Source organism: Cognaticolwellia aestuarii, assembly GCF_002000025.1.
Classification (GTDB): Bacteria; Pseudomonadota; Gammaproteobacteria; order Enterobacterales; family Alteromonadaceae; genus Cognaticolwellia; species Cognaticolwellia aestuarii.
On record NZ_MUZV01000002.1, the window covers coordinates 210,471 to 226,813 of the forward strand.

16 protein-coding genes and 3 tRNA genes are annotated in these 16,343 nt (G+C 37.4%); 8 read left to right on the forward strand and 11 right to left on the reverse strand.

All coding sequences use genetic code 11. From position 1 onward, the window contains the following. Positions 1-94: 94 nt before the first annotated feature. The 4 genes from B0169_RS04205 to B0169_RS04225 all read right to left on the reverse strand — a co-directional run bounded on the left by B0169_RS04205 (position 95) and on the right by B0169_RS04225 (position 1,644). On the reverse strand, positions 95-409 hold the full coding sequence (locus B0169_RS04205) for a hypothetical protein (protein WP_077284711.1): 315 nt from the start codon (positions 407-409) through the stop codon (positions 95-97). A 902-nt stretch (positions 410-1,311) separates the two neighbouring features. Continuing rightward, a tRNA-Asn gene (locus B0169_RS04215) sits at positions 1,312-1,387 on the reverse strand. A 48-nt stretch (positions 1,388-1,435) separates the two neighbouring features. Then, positions 1,436-1,511, reverse strand: a tRNA-Asn gene (locus tag B0169_RS04220). 57 nt (positions 1,512-1,568) lie between these two features. After that, a tRNA-Asn gene (locus tag B0169_RS04225) sits at positions 1,569-1,644 on the reverse strand. A gap of 559 nt (positions 1,645-2,203) precedes the next feature. Here B0169_RS04225 and B0169_RS04230 point away from each other — a divergent pair. Continuing rightward, positions 2,204-3,577 carry an MATE family efflux transporter gene (locus B0169_RS04230; RefSeq protein ID WP_077284884.1) on the forward strand — a complete coding sequence of 458 codons (1,374 nt, stop codon included), beginning with the start codon at positions 2,204-2,206 and terminating at the stop codon, positions 3,575-3,577. Next, complete coding sequence (gene uvrB, locus B0169_RS04235) at positions 3,577-5,577, forward strand: excinuclease ABC subunit UvrB (protein WP_412842110.1); 2,001 nt, start codon at positions 3,577-3,579, stop codon at positions 5,575-5,577. The genes B0169_RS04230 and uvrB overlap by 1 nt, the downstream gene beginning before the upstream one ends. Positions 5,578-5,719: 142 nt before the next feature. Here the strand turns inward: uvrB and B0169_RS04240 are convergent, their stop codons facing one another. From B0169_RS04240 to sbcB, 4 genes are all read right to left on the reverse strand, one after another. Next, positions 5,720-5,932, reverse strand: coding sequence for a hypothetical protein (locus tag B0169_RS04240; protein ID WP_077284713.1), 213 nt, complete (start codon positions 5,930-5,932; stop codon positions 5,720-5,722). Positions 5,933-6,325: 393 nt separating this feature from the next. Further along, complete coding sequence (locus B0169_RS04245; protein ID WP_077284714.1) at positions 6,326-6,808, reverse strand: glutathione peroxidase; 483 nt, start codon at positions 6,806-6,808, stop codon at positions 6,326-6,328. 128 nt (positions 6,809-6,936) lie between these two features. Then, positions 6,937-7,797 (reverse strand): NAD(P)-dependent oxidoreductase, encoded by an 861-nt coding sequence (locus B0169_RS04250; protein ID WP_077284715.1) that lies wholly within the window; start codon positions 7,795-7,797, stop codon positions 6,937-6,939. A gap of 350 nt (positions 7,798-8,147) precedes the next feature. Then, positions 8,148-9,590 carry an exodeoxyribonuclease I gene (gene sbcB / locus B0169_RS04255; RefSeq protein WP_077284716.1) on the reverse strand — a complete coding sequence of 481 codons (1,443 nt, stop codon included), beginning with the start codon at positions 9,588-9,590 and terminating at the stop codon, positions 8,148-8,150. 533 nt (positions 9,591-10,123) lie between these two features. Between sbcB and B0169_RS04260 the strand changes: the two genes are divergently transcribed. From B0169_RS04260 to B0169_RS04285, 6 genes are all read left to right on the forward strand, one after another. After that, the gene (locus tag B0169_RS04260; protein WP_202971804.1) at positions 10,124-10,876 is read left to right on the forward strand and encodes a nucleotide pyrophosphohydrolase; all 753 of its coding nucleotides are present in this window, start codon (positions 10,124-10,126) and stop codon (positions 10,874-10,876) included. Positions 10,877-10,888: 12 nt separating this feature from the next. Beyond that, a complete protein-coding gene (locus B0169_RS04265) occupies positions 10,889-11,209 on the forward strand; it encodes a hypothetical protein (protein ID WP_077284717.1) in 321 nt (106 codons plus the stop codon). Between the two features lie 85 nt (positions 11,210-11,294). Next, positions 11,295-11,606 carry a hypothetical protein gene (locus B0169_RS04270; protein WP_077284718.1) on the forward strand — a complete coding sequence of 104 codons (312 nt, stop codon included), beginning with the start codon at positions 11,295-11,297 and terminating at the stop codon, positions 11,604-11,606. Next, positions 11,599-12,765 carry a WYL domain-containing protein gene (locus B0169_RS04275; RefSeq protein ID WP_077284719.1) on the forward strand — a complete coding sequence of 389 codons (1,167 nt, stop codon included), beginning with the start codon at positions 11,599-11,601 and terminating at the stop codon, positions 12,763-12,765. The genes B0169_RS04270 and B0169_RS04275 overlap by 8 nt, the downstream gene beginning before the upstream one ends. A gap of 77 nt (positions 12,766-12,842) precedes the next feature. Beyond that, the gene (locus B0169_RS04280) at positions 12,843-13,049 is read left to right on the forward strand and encodes a hypothetical protein (protein WP_235838463.1); all 207 of its coding nucleotides are present in this window, start codon (positions 12,843-12,845) and stop codon (positions 13,047-13,049) included. 282 nt (positions 13,050-13,331) lie between these two features. Beyond that, positions 13,332-14,258 (forward strand): hypothetical protein, encoded by a 927-nt coding sequence (locus B0169_RS04285; RefSeq protein WP_077284720.1) that lies wholly within the window; start codon positions 13,332-13,334, stop codon positions 14,256-14,258. A gap of 24 nt (positions 14,259-14,282) precedes the next feature. Here B0169_RS04285 and B0169_RS04290 read toward each other — a convergent pair whose 3' ends face one another. From B0169_RS04290 to B0169_RS04300, 3 genes are all read right to left on the reverse strand, one after another. Next, entirely contained in the window at positions 14,283-14,543 is a 261-nt protein-coding gene (locus B0169_RS04290) for a transposase (protein ID WP_077284721.1), read from the reverse strand. Positions 14,544-14,584: 41 nt separating this feature from the next. After that, a complete protein-coding gene (locus B0169_RS04295; protein ID WP_077284722.1) occupies positions 14,585-15,751 on the reverse strand; it encodes an IS256 family transposase in 1,167 nt (388 codons plus the stop codon). Between the two features lie 73 nt (positions 15,752-15,824). Continuing rightward, entirely contained in the window at positions 15,825-16,019 is a 195-nt protein-coding gene (locus B0169_RS04300; protein WP_077284723.1) for a hypothetical protein, read from the reverse strand. Positions 16,020-16,343: the final 324 nt, after the last annotated feature.

The window sequence follows — 16,343 nt, forward strand, 5'->3', positions numbered from 1 at the left end:
CATTGCTGCTTCTTTGTGCCACCAAACCATTCAATTCAGAAAAATTAATCAAGTTTCCAGGCTGTGATTTAATTTCATAGGTGTATCACCCACATTAACCTTCTTTTATGAACTCAACAATAAATGTCACACCAGAAGGTATTAGTTGAAAGCTAGATGAAATAATCTTGTAATCAACATATTCATCATGAAGGGCTATAAACTTTTTAGCTTCTACATCTAAGTCTTTTTTTGCATACTCTGGTCCTGCAAAACCGCCGGTATATATTTTTAAGGTATATTGATTTGATGCTTGATTTTTTTGAACAGGAGTAAAAGAGTTACCATAACTCGATGATGTACAACCTGATGTTGTGATGAGTAAAACGGTAATAAAAATTAATGTGACCACATTTATTCGTAAATACATAATCTATCCTTGCTGAGTGTTATTTTAGAACGTTAACTAGACTCTAGACTTTTTAAATTTGAAAAAACAGTTTTATAACTTATTCTTATATGGCCTTTAGTCATACTAAAACCTCTATGCCATTTTAAACAGCAAAGAACTTGTTCGTTGCCAAGTTAGAAAGTACTAGCTAAAAGTGATATTTTTGTTTGAAAGCTTAAGTTTATACTGCATAAATGTCCATAAAATGGTTCTGTAAATTAAAGTATCCTACCTTTTAGGTAGATTAATTACATCAAGAATAACGTCATCAGACTCAATTACGATTAATTGTTGCTCCACCAACTAAACTATCGAATGTCGCAGTTAATATCTACCAAACAACGAGCATCAAATTCTAGACGAAAAAAAACCTGCTAAAAGCAGGTTTCTTTAATGTGGCTCCTCAATCTGGACTTGAACCAGGGCAAACGCTGACTTTTATAACAGCACAGTCCGTTGCTCTACCAACTGAGTTATTGCACATTACAGTTAATAGCTACCAAACAACGAGCATCAAATTTCAGGTGAAAAAAAACTGCTAAAAGCAGGTTTCTTTAATGTGGCTCACTATCAATGCTGGACTTAAATCAGGGACAAACGCTTGTTTTCATAAGAGTACAGTCCGTTGCTCTACCAACTGAGTTATTGCGCATTACAGTTAATATCTACCAAACAACGAGCATCAAATTCTAGACGAAAAAAAACCTGCTAAAAGCAGGTTTCTTTAATGTGGCTCCTCAACCTGGACTTGAACCAGGGGCAGACGCTGACTTTTATAACAGCACAGTCCGTTGCTCTACCAACTGAGCTATTGAGGCGTAATATTAATTTCACTAAATTTTAGGCGAAAAAAAACCTGCTAAAAGCAGGTTTCTTTAATTTGGCTCCTCAACCTGGACTTGAACCAGGGACAAACGGATTAACAGTCCGTTGCTCTACCAACTGAGCTATTGAGGAATAAAACTTTTACTTCCTTTATCAGGGAAGAGAGCAATGCTCTTAATGTGGCTCCTCAACCTGGACTTGAACCAGGGACAAACGGATTAACAGTCCGTTGCTCTACCAACTGAGCTATTGAGGAATTGTTCTTTTTAATATAACCGCTGGTAATTAAATTACTAGCCATTACTTTTAAATTTGGCTCCTCAACCTGGACTTGAACCAGGGACAAACGGATTAACAGTCCGTTGCTCTACCAACTGAGCTATTGAGGAATTGTTTTGAAAGCCGCTATCGGCTAACGGGGCGGAATATTAAAGGCAGCATGTCAGACTGTCAACACAAAATTTAGAAAAAAATCATTTTATTGACTGTTTGCTTAAATTGCAGCCATTGTTGAGGAAAAATACTCATATTTTGTTGAATAAATGCTCAGCTCGATTTAACTGAGGATATAAACCATAGTTATCCACTTATTCTGTGGATAACTATGTGAGTTAAAGTGTAAGTTTACGTACAATGAACAGTAGAATGCGGCTTGTAGCAAGGTTGCTCTTTATTATCCAAGTGTGTAATTTTCTTTAATAACAGTTAGTTAGTGGTTTATTGTGGTGTTTATGACCATGCTCGTGCGTTTTTTGTGCAAGAGTGATATTTGTCACGTTTGTTGTGTATTTCTATCTATAACAGGTGAATTAAATTATTTATAAGTCAATAAGTATTTCTAAGAATGGCACTATTATGTGTCGAAATAAAATATTTACGTAGCGAGTCCTAGCACTATCTTTTACAATGGTTGAAGCATTCGCTTTATTATCTATTTTGAAGTTATTAATGACCGAAATTAAAAAAAACCGCCAAATTAATTTACTCGAAGATCCCGTTGCCCCCACATTGAAGTCAATGACCATTCCAATGATCTACGGCATGATTCTATTGATGACTTTTAATCTCGTTGATACTTTTTTTGTTGGTTTATTAGGTACTGAGCCTTTAGCAGCAATTAGCTTTACTTTCCCCATTACCTTTACCGTGATCAGTTTAACCATAGGTTTAGGAATAGGCACCTCAGCGGTTATTGCTAAAGCATTAGGCAAAGGAGATAAAGCGTCAGCAAAAAATCTAGCCACTAGTTCTTTATATTTAACCGCGATAATTGTCGGTATTTTGGCGGTTGTTGGCTACTTGTATATTGATGAAACCTTTTTGCTTTTGGGTGCAAATGAGGCGCTGTTACCGTTAATTCATCAATACATGGATATTTGGTTTTTAGGCTGTATTTGTTTGATTGGCCCTATGATAGGTAATGCGGTTTTACGTGCCTCAGGAGATACCAAAACGCCAAGTTTAATTATGGGCAGTGCGGGTTTGATAAATGCGGTATTAGATCCTATTTTGATTTTTGGTTTCGGCCCTGTGCCCGCGATGGGAATTCAAGGGGCTGCTATAGCAACCTCAGTATCGTGGATATTTGGCTCTGGCTATGTTTTATATATTTTAGCAGCTAAAAGAGGTTTGATTCATACCGGCTTAATGACCATTAAAGACTTTATTAGCTCAGCACGTGGAATTCTACATATCGGTTTACCTGCTGCTGGTGCTAATATGTTAACACCTGTTGCAGCTGCTGTACTGACGGCAATAGTTGCAAATTATGGTGCTTCCGCTGTTGCTGCATTTGGTGTCGGCTCTCGAATTGAATCAATTGCTTGCTTAGTCGTACTGGCATTGTCGATGACCTTACCGCCATTTATTAGCCAAAATTTAGGCGCTGGCAATATGAAGCGTGTTGAAGAGGGTTATAAAACATCAATAAAATTTGTTTTAGCTTGGCAGGTATTTATCTATCTTGTCTTAGTACTAGCAGCACCATTTATTGCACAGGTGTTTTCTAAAGAACAAGCCGTAGCAGATATTATTAAGCTCTTTATTTGGATTTTACCTTTAGGTTATGGCTTTCAAGGCGTGATTATTTTAACAAATTCGTCATTTAACGCCCTGCATAAGCCTATGGTTGCTCTTACGCTCAGTATTATTCGTTTATTTGTTTGTTATGTACCTTTGGCTTATCTGGGCAGCTTATGGTTTGGACTAGAAGGTTTTTTTATTGGTGCGTTACTGGGCAACGTTGTAATGGCAGTGATTTCGTATACCTTGTTTGCTAAACAATGCAAAAAAGATAGCTTACCGGAAGAGGTTGTTGTTTGATGAAAGCATTAAAAATACATTCCGATTATATTCCTAGCGGTGATCAACCTACGGCAATCGCACAGCTGCTTGATGGTATTGAGTCAGGCCTAGCGCACCAAACGCTTTTAGGTGTAACGGGCTCAGGTAAAACGTATACCATTGCCAATGTTATTGAAAAACTAAATCGCCCAACCATGATGTTGGCGCCTAATAAAACTTTAGCAGCGCAACTCTATGGAGAAATGAAAGAGTTTTTCCCGAACAATGCTGTTGAGTACTTTGTTTCATATTATGATTATTATCAGCCTGAAGCCTATGTACCCACTACGGACACTTTTATTGAAAAAGATGCTTCTGTAAATGAACATATAGAGCAAATGCGTTTATCTGCTACTAAGTCATTATTAGAGCGTCGAGACGTTATCATTGTTGCATCAGTATCAGCCATATACGGCTTGGGTGATCCCGATTCATATTTAAAAATGATGCTGCACATCAGTGTTGGCGACATTATTAATCAACGCGACATTTTAAGACGATTAGCAGAGTTACAATATTCACGTAACGACGTGGCGTTTCAGCGAGCAACATATCGTGTACGCGGTGACGTGATTGATATATTCCCAGCAGAATCAGACCGTATGGCTTTGCGTGTTGAGTTATTTGATGAAGAAATTGAGCGGATTAGTGTTTTTGACCCATTAACCGGTGAAGTTGAGCGCACATTGGCGCGTGTTACGGTTTATCCTAAAACCCATTACGCCACACCGAGAGAAAAAATTCTTGCCGCGGTTGAAAATATAAAAATTGAATTAAAGCATAGATCCGCACAGTTAAAAGAAAACAATAAGCTGGTAGAAGAGCAGCGCATAGTTCAACGTACGCAGTTTGATATTGAGATGATGACAGAGCTAGGCTATTGCTCAGGTATTGAAAACTACTCGCGTTACTTGTCAGGCCGAGGCGCCGGAGAGGCTCCACCTACCTTGTTTGATTATTTACCCAGTGATGGTTTGTTAATTATTGATGAATCGCATGTTACCGTGCCGCAAATTGGTGCTATGTACAAAGGTGACCGTTCACGTAAAGAAAACTTAGTTGAGTACGGTTTTAGGTTGCCTTCAGCGCTTGATAATCGCCCGATGAAATTTGAAGAGTTTGAGGCCTTATCACCACAAACTATTTATGTGTCTGCAACACCAAGTAATTATGAAATTGAAAAGTCAGCAGGCGAAATTGCTGAGCAAGTAGTACGACCTACAGGCTTACTTGATCCGCAAATTGAAGTTCGTCCGGTTGAAACGCAAGTAGATGATTTATTGTCTGAAATTCGCAAGCGCGTGAAAATTAATGAACGCGTATTAGCGACAACATTAACCAAGCGAATGGCGGAAGATTTAACGGATTACTTAGATGAACATCAAGTTAAAACGCGCTACTTACATTCTGACGTTGATACGGTGGAACGAGTTGAAATAATTCGCGATTTTCGTTTAGGAAAATTTGATGTGCTTGTTGGTATTAACTTATTACGCGAAGGCTTAGATATGCCTGAAGTGTCATTAGTGGCCATTTTAGATGCGGATAAAGAAGGCTTTTTACGTTCAGAACGTTCACTTATTCAAACGATTGGGCGAGCAGCACGTAACATTAACGGGCGAGCAATTTTGTATGCTGGGCGTATTACAGGTTCAATGCGTAAAGCGATTGACGAAACTGACCGACGTCGCGCGAAACAGCACCAATATAACCTTGATAATAATATTACGCCACGTGGTGTTAAACGTATTATTGCTGATGTCATGGATCTTGATGGCGGTAAAACCCGTGCTGAGGCCGCATTAAAAGCAGCAGAGCCGGCAGGTAAGTATGATTCGCTAACGACGAAAGAGATTGATGCCAAAGTACAAGAGCTAGAGAATAAGATGTTTACTCATGCTCAAAACTTAGAGTTTGAACTTGCGGCCTCAGTACGTGATGAAATTAAACAACTGCGTGATCAACAGTTAGTGACTTAAACAGTTAGCGACTTATACACTTACTGAGCTAATAAATGATGCAATGAGATAGGGCGTTTATTTTATTGTTATATGTTGTGAAATATAACTAACACTTAATAACACACATGCGTGTTAATAAGTGTTAGTAAAAGCCTAAAATTTACTTCATTTCAAACATCATATATCGATTAATGATACTGGCGACTTCGTCGGTGTTACAATGTTTTAAACGACTAACATCACTAATAATTTTATCTTGAATATCGACAGGAAACAGCATTAATTGCTCCAAATATAAATGAGCATCGCTTTCATTATTACTGTTAATTAATGTGATCAATCGGTCAGCATGGTTCTTCCAAATAACACTCATACAAGCTCCCCGCTATTGTAATTATCTTTAATATGTTTAAGTAACCAACACAGCATGGTGACAAGATATAAAAATATACCGTCACTACCTTAAGTTTAGAGTATCGAGCGGCAGAGCTTATACGCATTAGGAATTAAAATAACCTGTTGACAATTAAGTCATCTAAAACTGAAACATATTGAAGTGAAAGCTTAAGTGAAAAGCATGTAACTGTGAGTACTACAGAGCAGGGTTAAAGTCTAATATCAGCCAAATTGAAGGTTTTTAACCTGTTAACTATATAAGCTAGCTAAGTAAGTTAGCTTAGTAAGTTAGTTAAGTGTGCGAATAGGAGTAACAAGCCTGGTTCAATGGCTTATTACTCAATCATATTTTTATAGCCGTCAAGTTTGATTACAGTATAGCAGCGACATCATTGGCAATATCGGCCGGCTTAGTGGTTGGACTATAACGCTTGATCACCTCTCCTTGCTTGTTAACCAAGAACTTAGTGAAATTCCATTTAATGCCTTTACTGCCCAAAATGCCAGGCGCCTGAGCTTTTAAATGTTGGAAAAGTGGGTGTGCGTTGTCGCCATTGACTTCAATTTTACTGAAAAGCTCAAATGAAATATTAAAATTGAGATCGCAAAACTTTTTGATCTCACTATTTTCAGCTTTTTCTTGCTTACCAAATTGATTACATGGGAAAGCTAATATTTCAAAATTTTTGTCTTTATATTCTTGAAACAATGTCTCTAAACCAGCGTATTGCGGAGTAAAGCCACAAGCACTCGCCGTATTGACGATCAGCAATGTTTTACCTTTATATTTAGCAAAATCAATGGTTTCATTTTTATAATTGGTTGCACCAAAAGTGTAGATTTTATTTGTCATTATTGTTAACTGGTCGGATCAATGTAATAAGTAGAGTAAGGGAAATGCGTGAAATTAACAACATTCACGCACGACAAATGTATCTTAAGGCGTTTTCACCTTACGCTTGAGTTATAGGAATATTTGCTTCAAAGGCGAGTTAGTAAGCTTGATGTGTCCCAACGGTTGCCACCATTTTTTTGTACATCAGCATAAAACTGATCAACAAGCGCCGTTAATGGCAGGGTAGAGCCATTGTTTTTAGCTTCTGTCAGTGCAATATCGAGATCTTTTCTCATCCAGTCGACAGCAAAACCAAAATCATATTCGCCTTTTATCATGGTTTTATGGCGATTATCCATTTGCCAAGAGCCAGCAGCACCTTGACTAATCACTTCAACGACTTGCTCGCAATCTAATCCTGCGTTTTTACCAAAATGTAAAGCTTCAGCTAAGCCTTGAACAACACCGGCAATACAAATTTGGTTCATCATTTTAGCTAATTGTCCGCTACCGGCTGGGCCAAGTAATTTGCTAAATTTTGCATAGGGTTGCATTGCGCTTTCAGCAATATCATATATATTTTGTTCGCCGCCTACCATAATGGTTAACTGGCCATTAACGGCACCGGCTTCGCCGCCTGAAACCGGAGCATCGAGAAAAGCTAAATCAATAGCCGCCGCTTTTTGCGCTAGTTCACGGGCAACACTTGCTGATGCAGTTGTGTGGTCCACTAAAATAGCTTTTGCTTTCATGCCCGCAAATGCGCCATTTGGTCCTAATACGACTTGACGTAAGTCGTCGTCATTACCGACACAAACAAACACAATATCACTATCCTTTACCGCCTTGGCTGGTGTACTTGCCATAGCGCCGCCATATTGTTTAACCCAATTTTCAGCTTTATTTTGACTGCGGTTATAAACGGTGACTTGATAGCCAGCATTTTGTAAATGCCCCGCCATTGGAAAGCCCATAACACCTAAGCCAATAAAAGATACTTTGTTCATATTGTTCAATCTACTACAGTTTATGTTGTTAATATTTATAGCATATATTCAAACACTTTTGCGCAAATATAGTTGCTTGTGATAGATAAATTTTATTGCTGACTTAAGGTGTAATAAACCTGAGTAAGGTTGAAATGCAATGAGATATTAAATTAATTGTAGCTATGCCTGACTAGGTGTAATTATGCCTAACTATGTCTAGTAATGAGTTACGACAAGTAACTAGAGAGAATATTTTACTGAAGTAGGGGAGAATCATTGTTTTCAGTGGTGAGAGGTACAGTGTCGAGAAGCAAAGTGATGAGAGGTGCAGTGTGAGTACCCCTCATACCAGTAATTATCAGTTAAGGTTATTTGTTGATATATTCAAATAATGCTTTCAATAATTGCATTTTTTCAGTGTTGTTTTCATATTCATATGCTAAATTTTCTAGCTTTATCATAAACTCATCTGCGCTCAATAAGCCTTTACTACCATGCTGAATACGATTTTGACAATGAGCTTGCCATTTTTGCTGCTCACTATCGGTTAAGGTTAATGGGAAATTACGTGCGCGGTAAATAAACAGTAAACTTGCTAAACGCTCATCTTGAAACTGAAAAGGGTGTGTGCCTAATTGCTCAGGTGGTAGTTGATGCAATATCTCCATTTGTGCTTTATCGCTATGTGAGAAAAATTTGCCGCCATAAAGCGCAAATTCAGCCTCCACTGGCTCATCGCCAAAGTCACTTTCAGCAAACACATCGGTTAATTTATCTCTAAGCTCTGCGTATTGCTTGAGTCGTTTTAAATTATCTAAACAAAGCTCACGCGGGATCGCTAAGCGCTCAGCGTTTTCAGGTAACAATGTTTTTGCTGGCGCAACTACAGGGCACTTATTCAAGTGAATTAACTTAACCGGGATCGGTAACTCGTCTGCTGCTAAGTCGTCATAACGGGTATATAAACGAGCTTTGATTTCTTCGCTCGATAACTCAAATAACGGCGTAGGATCACGTGCCAAATCAACCGTAATAACCGCATTTTTGTTTATTGGGTGATAACAAACTGGCGCAAACCAACTTGTGCAACCATGCGCAGAAGACACTTTACTTGAGGTATGAACAATCGGTGTCATATTATAAACATCAATTAATTCAGCTACTTGTTTCTTATTTTTTAAGTTGAAAATAAAGTCATATAGCTTAGGTTGCTTTTCTTTTATTAACTTTGCCATTGCAATGGTGGCGTAAACATCACTCATGGCATCATGGGCAGCTTCATGGCTAATACCATTAGCCTTTGTTAGCAACTCTAAACGAAAACTTACCACTTGTTCGCCATCGCGTTCAACTGTTGGCCACTCAATACCTTCTGGTCGCAATGCATAGCAAGCCCTGACCATATCGATAATATCCCAACGGCTGTTACCATTTTGCCATTCACGTGCATACGGATCGTAAAAATTGCGATGAAATAAGTAACGTGTCACTTCATCGTCAAAGCGAATACTGTTATAACCGGCAACACAAGTGTCAGGTTGAGAAAATAAACCATGAATACGATCAGCAAATTCTGCCTCTGTTAACCCCTCGCGTAATGCTTTTTGTGGTGTAATGCCCGTAACTAAACAAGCCTCGGGTTGCGGCAGATAATCTTGTGGCGGCTGACAATAAAACATCTCAGGCTCACCAATAATATTTAAATCAAGATCGGTTCTAATACCGGCAAATTGTGATGGCTTGTCAAATTTTGGCGATATACCCCATGTCTCATAATCGTGCCAGAGAATGGTTTGTGTGTTTGAATTCAATTTATTCCTACTATATTTTTATTTTTAACTTTATCTTCAATAATTAATATTAACAAATCAAGTTATATAAATCAGGGTTAACTGCTTCGCAGCAAATTTAATGTAACCTAGAGAGTGGAGTGTATAAAGTTATTAAAATAATTTATACAGTTAAAACAATGGAACATCTGGAGGTAATGGAGAGGCGTAGCAAAAAAATACCACAGGCAAGCATACAGTTTGCACCAATGTTACATTGGGTTGTTAATTTCTTCTATTGCTGTTTGGTGATAGGGCTAATTATATTTGCATTAACTTCATTAGAAAGCGAAATGTCAGAACTGAGTATTGAATTTGCGTTGAGTATTAGCAACAGGCTATCACATGTTTTGCTAAGTTATACCCTTTACTTTGGTTCACATGCCTTATTTTCAGCACTGTCCTGAGTTAATTAGTTTGGAGTTATATAGAGGAATTAGAGGGTTGAGACAAAAGATGTCTTAGTGGTGAGTATAATTATTTCAAATTAGTTTAAAGCAACGAATAAGTCACTTATGAATACGTTCAATAATCAAATATCTGAAGATTACTTTTTACACCGCATTAAACCTGAGTACCAAAAAGAAGCTAATATTTTGCTGGCTACTACTGGTGTTCTTAACAGTTTTTCTGGTGAGTACACTTTAGCCATTATCAACTGTACTATGAAGCCAGTAGCACTATCTTCAATGAATCACCAGCATTGTATTTATAAAGCATCAGTGATTGACCAAGATGATACTATCGTTGATACATTTAATTGTGAAGGTTCTCCAAATCAGTGCTTTGAATACCTTACTCATTGTTTTGAACAATTGCTAACAAAGCACAAAGATCAAATTTATTTAAAGCAGCATGATGAATTAACAGTAGATGACATTTCGATCGCTGAAACCTTTAAATCCCCTCAAACACTAATTGATAAGCAACCATCATTATCAGTGGTACAGCAAGAAGTTGATGAATGGATTAGTACCTTGGGTGTTCGATATTTTAGTGAGTTAACTAATTTATCAAACTTAATTGAAGAAGTCGGAGAAGTAGCTCGTTTAATAGGTCGTGAGTATGGGGAACAAAGCTTCAAAAAAGGTGAAAAACCAGAGTGCATTACAACTGCCATTTCTGACGAGTTATCCGATGTACTGTTTATTGTCGTGTGTTTGGCAAATCAGCTTGGTATTAACTTAGATGAAGCCTTTGCTAACAATATGGATAAAAAAAACAACCGTGATACTAGTCGACATAAAAACAATAGTAAGTTGAACTAAGGGGACATTTATATGAAAAGTGATATGACTTATTATACAGGGAATGCAAAGGTCATTTACATGCTAAGCCTTTGGCTTACGCCTGACATGTGGCAAGAGAAGACTGTATTTTTTGAAATTAAAGAAGTAATTCAAAAACTGACTGAACAGTCTTCATATCAACTATCTGAACGAGAATTTTATCTCACTCAAGAACTTACTAATGGCCTTTTAGAAGCAACTTTAACCTCATTTGATAAAGCAGACGACTTCCAAAAAGATGAGCTTGGCTTAGCGCTCAACGATATAAGAAAATTCCTATCATTCTTGCAAATTAGTACTGAGACTCACTGAATTCATGCTCAACTTCCTTGTGAGACAAAGTATGTCCTAGTTGGTGTTTACAATACACATATAAATCATTATTGTTGAGGTTGTGATGGAATATATTACGGTGTTTTTTGGTTCGTTATTAACGGTTTACATGCTTGGCATAAACTCTCAGTTAGTTCGTGATAAGAACTGTGTTGGGGCATTTGCTTTAGCATGGTTCATTTCTTTGTCTAACATGCTTTACATCAAGGTGTTTGTGATGAGTGATGAATTTATACTGACTTATCTGTGCTCTGCATTAGGTAGTGGTATAGGGATTGTTTTATCAATTATTACTTATTCAAGAGCACATAAATTATTAACCAAAAAAAGCTTAGTTAAAAGTCAGCGTCTTATTGAAGGAACTCAGGATGTCTAGAACATACGCTTGTTACAATGATGCAATAAAGCGAATTATTGGAGTCGGTGAGGACAATAAGTTAACTATTGCCCAAATTATAGATCACCCTGATTTTATTCGTGAAGATGAACACTTAGCTGTTGCAGATTTCAAAAAAGAAATAAGACGAGAAATACGTCGAATGATTAAAGAACTTGGCTCAGATTTGGAAACAGGTTTAATGATTTTGGTTGAGGAAAAACCAAAAGGGCGAGGACAACAAGCATATTATTACTGGGCAAGTAGCCCATTGAAAAATGTGGCGTTAGGTCGCGAAGAAATATCTGATGATAGGTTGATGGCTAGGGCAATAGCATTTCAATTTGTCGATGAATATTTGAAAGAGTTCCTTCCTCCAAGCATTATTGAAAGTCTTGAAGCTGATATGGATGAAGCGAATGACGATTTACATGCAGCTAAATTTTGGCAAAAAAAATTGCAGTTTCATCCGTCAGGTTTTGAGGTTAGCCCTAACCCTAAAATTGTTATTGGCAATGAGCAAGACTGGGATAAGACTTATGATGCATTGAATAAGCAATATGTTATACAAGCAACCTATGAAACATTACATCAAGGAATAATGCCTAGTTCAGTTTTTTTGTCACTTCAGAAAATTCAATATGTGAATCATAAAGTAATGGTTCTGGCTTATGTTCATAAATTAAATTGTGTAAAAACGTTTGAGGTAGCTCGTCTTAGGGATATTAAGCAGTCATCTGATTATTCGTTTGAACACGTTGATTTCAATACCTATGAAAAAAGTTATAAGTTCGAAGCGAGAGTTAACGTTAGTGTTAAAGATTACTTTAAGAGTGTTCGATTTGGTCATAACTTCAAAGAAGCAGAATATGAAGCTGATGATTCATGGATAATTAAATCAACAATTAAAGTACCAGATCATTTCTCTAAAGATAAACAAGGGCCTGACCCATTTGCCATCGCTAACTTCTTGAGTGGCTTTGCTGACTCAATGGAGATCATAAAGCCGGACTTCTTGAGAGAAGAAATGAAGCGTAGGGCAGATAACTTATCGAAGTTATATTTAGATGAATTTGATAGTGTGCCTGTTATCAGTAGAAGCCCTCATGAACAAACAGGAAACATAGAAAAGCTTAAAGAAATAGACGAGAGGCGTTAATGGTACAGGTGAGACAAGGCGTGTCTCACTAATCATTATAATGATGCTTGAACTGTTAACTACAAATGGATGTACAAATGACTAAACATCGTTACTTAACTAAATCTCGTTTCAAAATCGCAACGGAATGCCCAACTAAGCTTTTCTATACAGGTAAAAAAGAATATCCCAATACCATGCTAGATGACCCATTCTTAGCAGCCCTTGCTGATGCTGGTCATCAAGTTGGCGAATTAGCTAAGCAGTATTACCCAAATGGTTTTGACATTACCACACTTACCTAAAATGTTTGCTGGTATAACTGACCATGATGTTGAATTGCTATCAGAAGGTAGTGAGTGAAATAATGGTGGTTTGGTACTGACCGCCTATGCAAAGTTACAGCATACTCACATGAGAGAGTATGCGCGCAAAGAATTGAAAGAGCGCTGTTGTGTTACTGCGAGACAAATACTATCGCTATGGTATTTTTATTTGAAGCTTGGAGATAAATGTTAAACTAAGACATTTAGTGTCCCACCTGCGTTTTATAATAAAGTTTCAGTAATCAGAATAGAGGTACTCCTATGAATAAAAATGATTTTTTAAAACATGAACATATAGCACCATTTATAAATTACTTGGTTGAAGAGTTGAAAGGTAAACGCTCTATTGCTCATAACTACCAAATGGAAACTAAGGGGAAAAGCAATAAACTAATCGATTGGAATTGTAAAAATGTATTTGATGCTTATTCAAACTATGAATGGCCTTTTTCGTTTAAGAGTTTTTTAGAACAAGACAAATTATGGCCAGAAGAACTGTATGACCCAGTAAAGTTTAAAGTTAAAGGAAGAACTTATGATGAGAGTGAAGTCGTTTTATCTATTTTATCTTCAGAATTAAGGCAAGCTGTTTCTGATGGTAACACTCAGAAGTGTTTTGAATGTTGCCACATGATTTTAGATTGGGGCGGTGTATTAGGGGGCGAGAAAAGTGGAAATTTACGCTTTTTATTAGAGAGTAAAGAATATTTAGCTTCATACTTACAACAAATAAAAATGTACTTTGAATCCAGTGAGTTAACACTTGGTTCTAAGTATACAGTTAATGTTTCTGGAGAGAATTATCCAATTAAAATGAATGCGGGTTTTACTAAGATTTATGCTTTGCTTTGTGACTCCTTTGTTATTTACGATGGAAGGGTTGGAGCAGCTTTGGGATTGATTGAAAAGAAATTCTATAATGATGAGAACATACCTCAATCTGAGATTTTAAGCTTTCGCTTTGGTAAGGCTAAAAACCCTAAGGTAAACAGAAACCCCTCGGATGAAACTTATGAATTTAAAGCTCTTCATAGTAGTAATCCAATTCATACTACAAATAATATTAAAGCTAACTGGATCCTTGATAAAGCTATTTCAAGCTTACCTAACACAATATCATTTGGTAGCTGCAAGGCTCCACTAAGAGCCCTAGAAGCCGCTCTGTTTATGATTGGTTATAGGGTTTAAATCTAATAACCATTGAAGTTGTTTTTATATTAGTGCTAGCTCCACGAAACTATTGAATAAGGTGGACTGCTCATCAATCGAAGGAGCTGTCATTAATAAATGAACATGGTTAGTCAATAGAACAAATGCATGAATGGAAACATTATGCTTATTAGCGAAATACTTGAGTTTAACTAAATAAACTGTGTAATCCTGCTCACTAAAGAAACACGCTTGGCGATTATTGCCCCTTTGAATTATGTGCTGAGGACAGCCAACGATGGATAGTTGAGGTAGACGAGCCATTTTTGTATCCCTTTACATTCTTTAGGTATACAAAGTCTAATTCATAATTCCGTTTGTTCAATTGAGACTACTTTCAACGAACCTGACCCCGCAGGTTTCTCAATCGCCAAATAGATAACTTTCTTCGCTGAATCATCATGTGGAAATAACTTACGTTTTTTAATCGCCTTACGAATAACGCTGTTCAGTGACTCTATCGCATTCGTGGTATAAATCGCTTTGCGTATATCGTCAGGGTAGTTAAATAACGTGCTGACGTTTTGCCAGTTACTGCGCCATGAGCGAGAGATGCTCGGGTATTTACTATCCCATCGATGCTCAAATTGGTCGAGCGACAACAGAGCTTCGTCTTCAGTGACTGATTGATAAATTCGTTTTAAATCTGCCGTGATAGCTTTGTAGTCTTTCCAAGGCACGAACTTCAGAGAGTTACGTACCATATGCACGATGCAGAGCTGTATCTGCGTTTCAGGATAAACCGTATTAATCGCATCAGGAAATCCCTTAAGCCCATCGACACAAGCGATGAGGATATCTTTTACGCCTCGATTTTGCAGCTCAGTGAGTACATTAAGCCAGAACTTAGCCCCTTCATTTTCTGATATCCACATGCCAAGTAATTCTTTATGACCTTCAACATTAACACCTAAGGCGAGGTAAACCGCTTTATTGATGACCTGCTTATCTTGCCTGATTTTAAACACTAAGCAGTCTAAATAGACGATGGGATAAACCGAATCTAAAGGTCTTGCTTGCCATTGAACCACTTGTTCAATAACGGCGTTTGTTACCCGAGAAATAAGCGTTGGTGATACATCGGCATCGTACATTTCTTTAAACGTTGCGACGATATCACGCGTTGTCATGCCTTTGGAATACAGATATAAAATCTTGTCGTCCATCGAGGTAAAGCGGGTTTGGCTCTTCTTTACTAGCTGCGGCTCAAAGCTTGAGTCTCTATCGCGTGGCGCGTCTAAATCGACTTCACCATCTTCCGTACGAATAACTTTAGAAGAATAACCATTACGGTAATTATTTCTAGGGGATTGCTCATGACGAGCATAACCAAGATGTTCGTCTAATTCAGCATTAAGTGCTGCTTCAACGGTTACCTTGGTTAATATTTTACGAAAGTCAGTTAAGTCTGCTTCGGTTTTAATTGATTTAGCGGCTTGCTTCGCAAACGCTTCAAGTTCTTTCTTATTCATAGTCTGCCTATCCTAAATCCTACATGGGTATTAATGATAGGCAGTTACACAGATTTTGTTACAGGGTCTCACTTTATAATAATGAGCTCAATTGATCGCCGATACCAATCAACCTTCCCGTTCTAGCACAAGTTGTTTTATCACTTGTAGCGTCATACCAGCCAAGTAAAGCGCCTCTGCTGTTCCTGATTTTCTTTCTACCACTGTTCGCTGTTTCAATCCAACCAGTTAATTTTCCTTTATCATCACGTAATTGAGTTCTATTCATTGCTATACACCTCGTTTTTAAAACATTAGTGTAGTTATTAACTAAGACACAAAAAGTCTTAGTTAATAACTAAGTTAAATTCAACCTTCAGATTGAGTAAGCAATATGGGAAGTCCAGGGAGTGATAATTAGCTTTTATTGCGGTATTTTATTAGGGAAATGGTAGTAAATTAACAATATGACTCCACGTGTGAGCCCATAAACGAAATATTCTATCTAGCTCTTTGAAAACAAGTCGTGGTTCTATTTTTAATATCGCCAATCCTACAAAACGGCGGTGTTAAAAGCGTAATGCTGCCAAAATAACGGTTGCTAGTTAGTAAT

What these genes read in the sequence shown, in the direction of transcription:
- B0169_RS04205 (WP_077284711.1), bottom strand. Translation starts at nt 409, where the DNA reads ATGTATTTACGAATAAATGTGGTCACATTAATTTTTATTACCGTTTTA.
- B0169_RS04230 (WP_077284884.1), top strand. Translation starts at nt 2,204, where the DNA reads ATGACCGAAATTAAAAAAAACCGCCAAATTAATTTACTCGAAGATCCC.
- uvrB (WP_412842110.1), top strand. Translation starts at nt 3,577, where the DNA reads ATGAAAGCATTAAAAATACATTCCGATTATATTCCTAGCGGTGATCAA.
- B0169_RS04240 (WP_077284713.1), bottom strand. Translation starts at nt 5,932, where the DNA reads ATGAGTGTTATTTGGAAGAACCATGCTGACCGATTGATCACATTAATT.
- B0169_RS04245 (WP_077284714.1), bottom strand. Translation starts at nt 6,808, where the DNA reads ATGACAAATAAAATCTACACTTTTGGTGCAACCAATTATAAAAATGAA.
- B0169_RS04250 (WP_077284715.1), bottom strand. Translation starts at nt 7,797, where the DNA reads ATGAACAAAGTATCTTTTATTGGCTTAGGTGTTATGGGCTTTCCAATG.
- B0169_RS04260 (WP_202971804.1), top strand. Translation starts at nt 10,124, where the DNA reads ATGAATACGTTCAATAATCAAATATCTGAAGATTACTTTTTACACCGC.
- B0169_RS04265 (WP_077284717.1), top strand. Translation starts at nt 10,889, where the DNA reads ATGAAAAGTGATATGACTTATTATACAGGGAATGCAAAGGTCATTTAC.
- B0169_RS04270 (WP_077284718.1), top strand. Translation starts at nt 11,295, where the DNA reads ATGGAATATATTACGGTGTTTTTTGGTTCGTTATTAACGGTTTACATG.
- B0169_RS04275 (WP_077284719.1), top strand. Translation starts at nt 11,599, where the DNA reads ATGTCTAGAACATACGCTTGTTACAATGATGCAATAAAGCGAATTATT.
- B0169_RS04280 (WP_235838463.1), top strand. Translation starts at nt 12,843, where the DNA reads ATGACTAAACATCGTTACTTAACTAAATCTCGTTTCAAAATCGCAACG.
- B0169_RS04285 (WP_077284720.1), top strand. Translation starts at nt 13,332, where the DNA reads ATGAATAAAAATGATTTTTTAAAACATGAACATATAGCACCATTTATA.
- B0169_RS04290 (WP_077284721.1), bottom strand. Translation starts at nt 14,543, where the DNA reads ATGGCTCGTCTACCTCAACTATCCATCGTTGGCTGTCCTCAGCACATA.
- B0169_RS04295 (WP_077284722.1), bottom strand. Translation starts at nt 15,751, where the DNA reads ATGAATAAGAAAGAACTTGAAGCGTTTGCGAAGCAAGCCGCTAAATCA.
- B0169_RS04300 (WP_077284723.1), bottom strand. Translation starts at nt 16,019, where the DNA reads ATGAATAGAACTCAATTACGTGATGATAAAGGAAAATTAACTGGTTGG.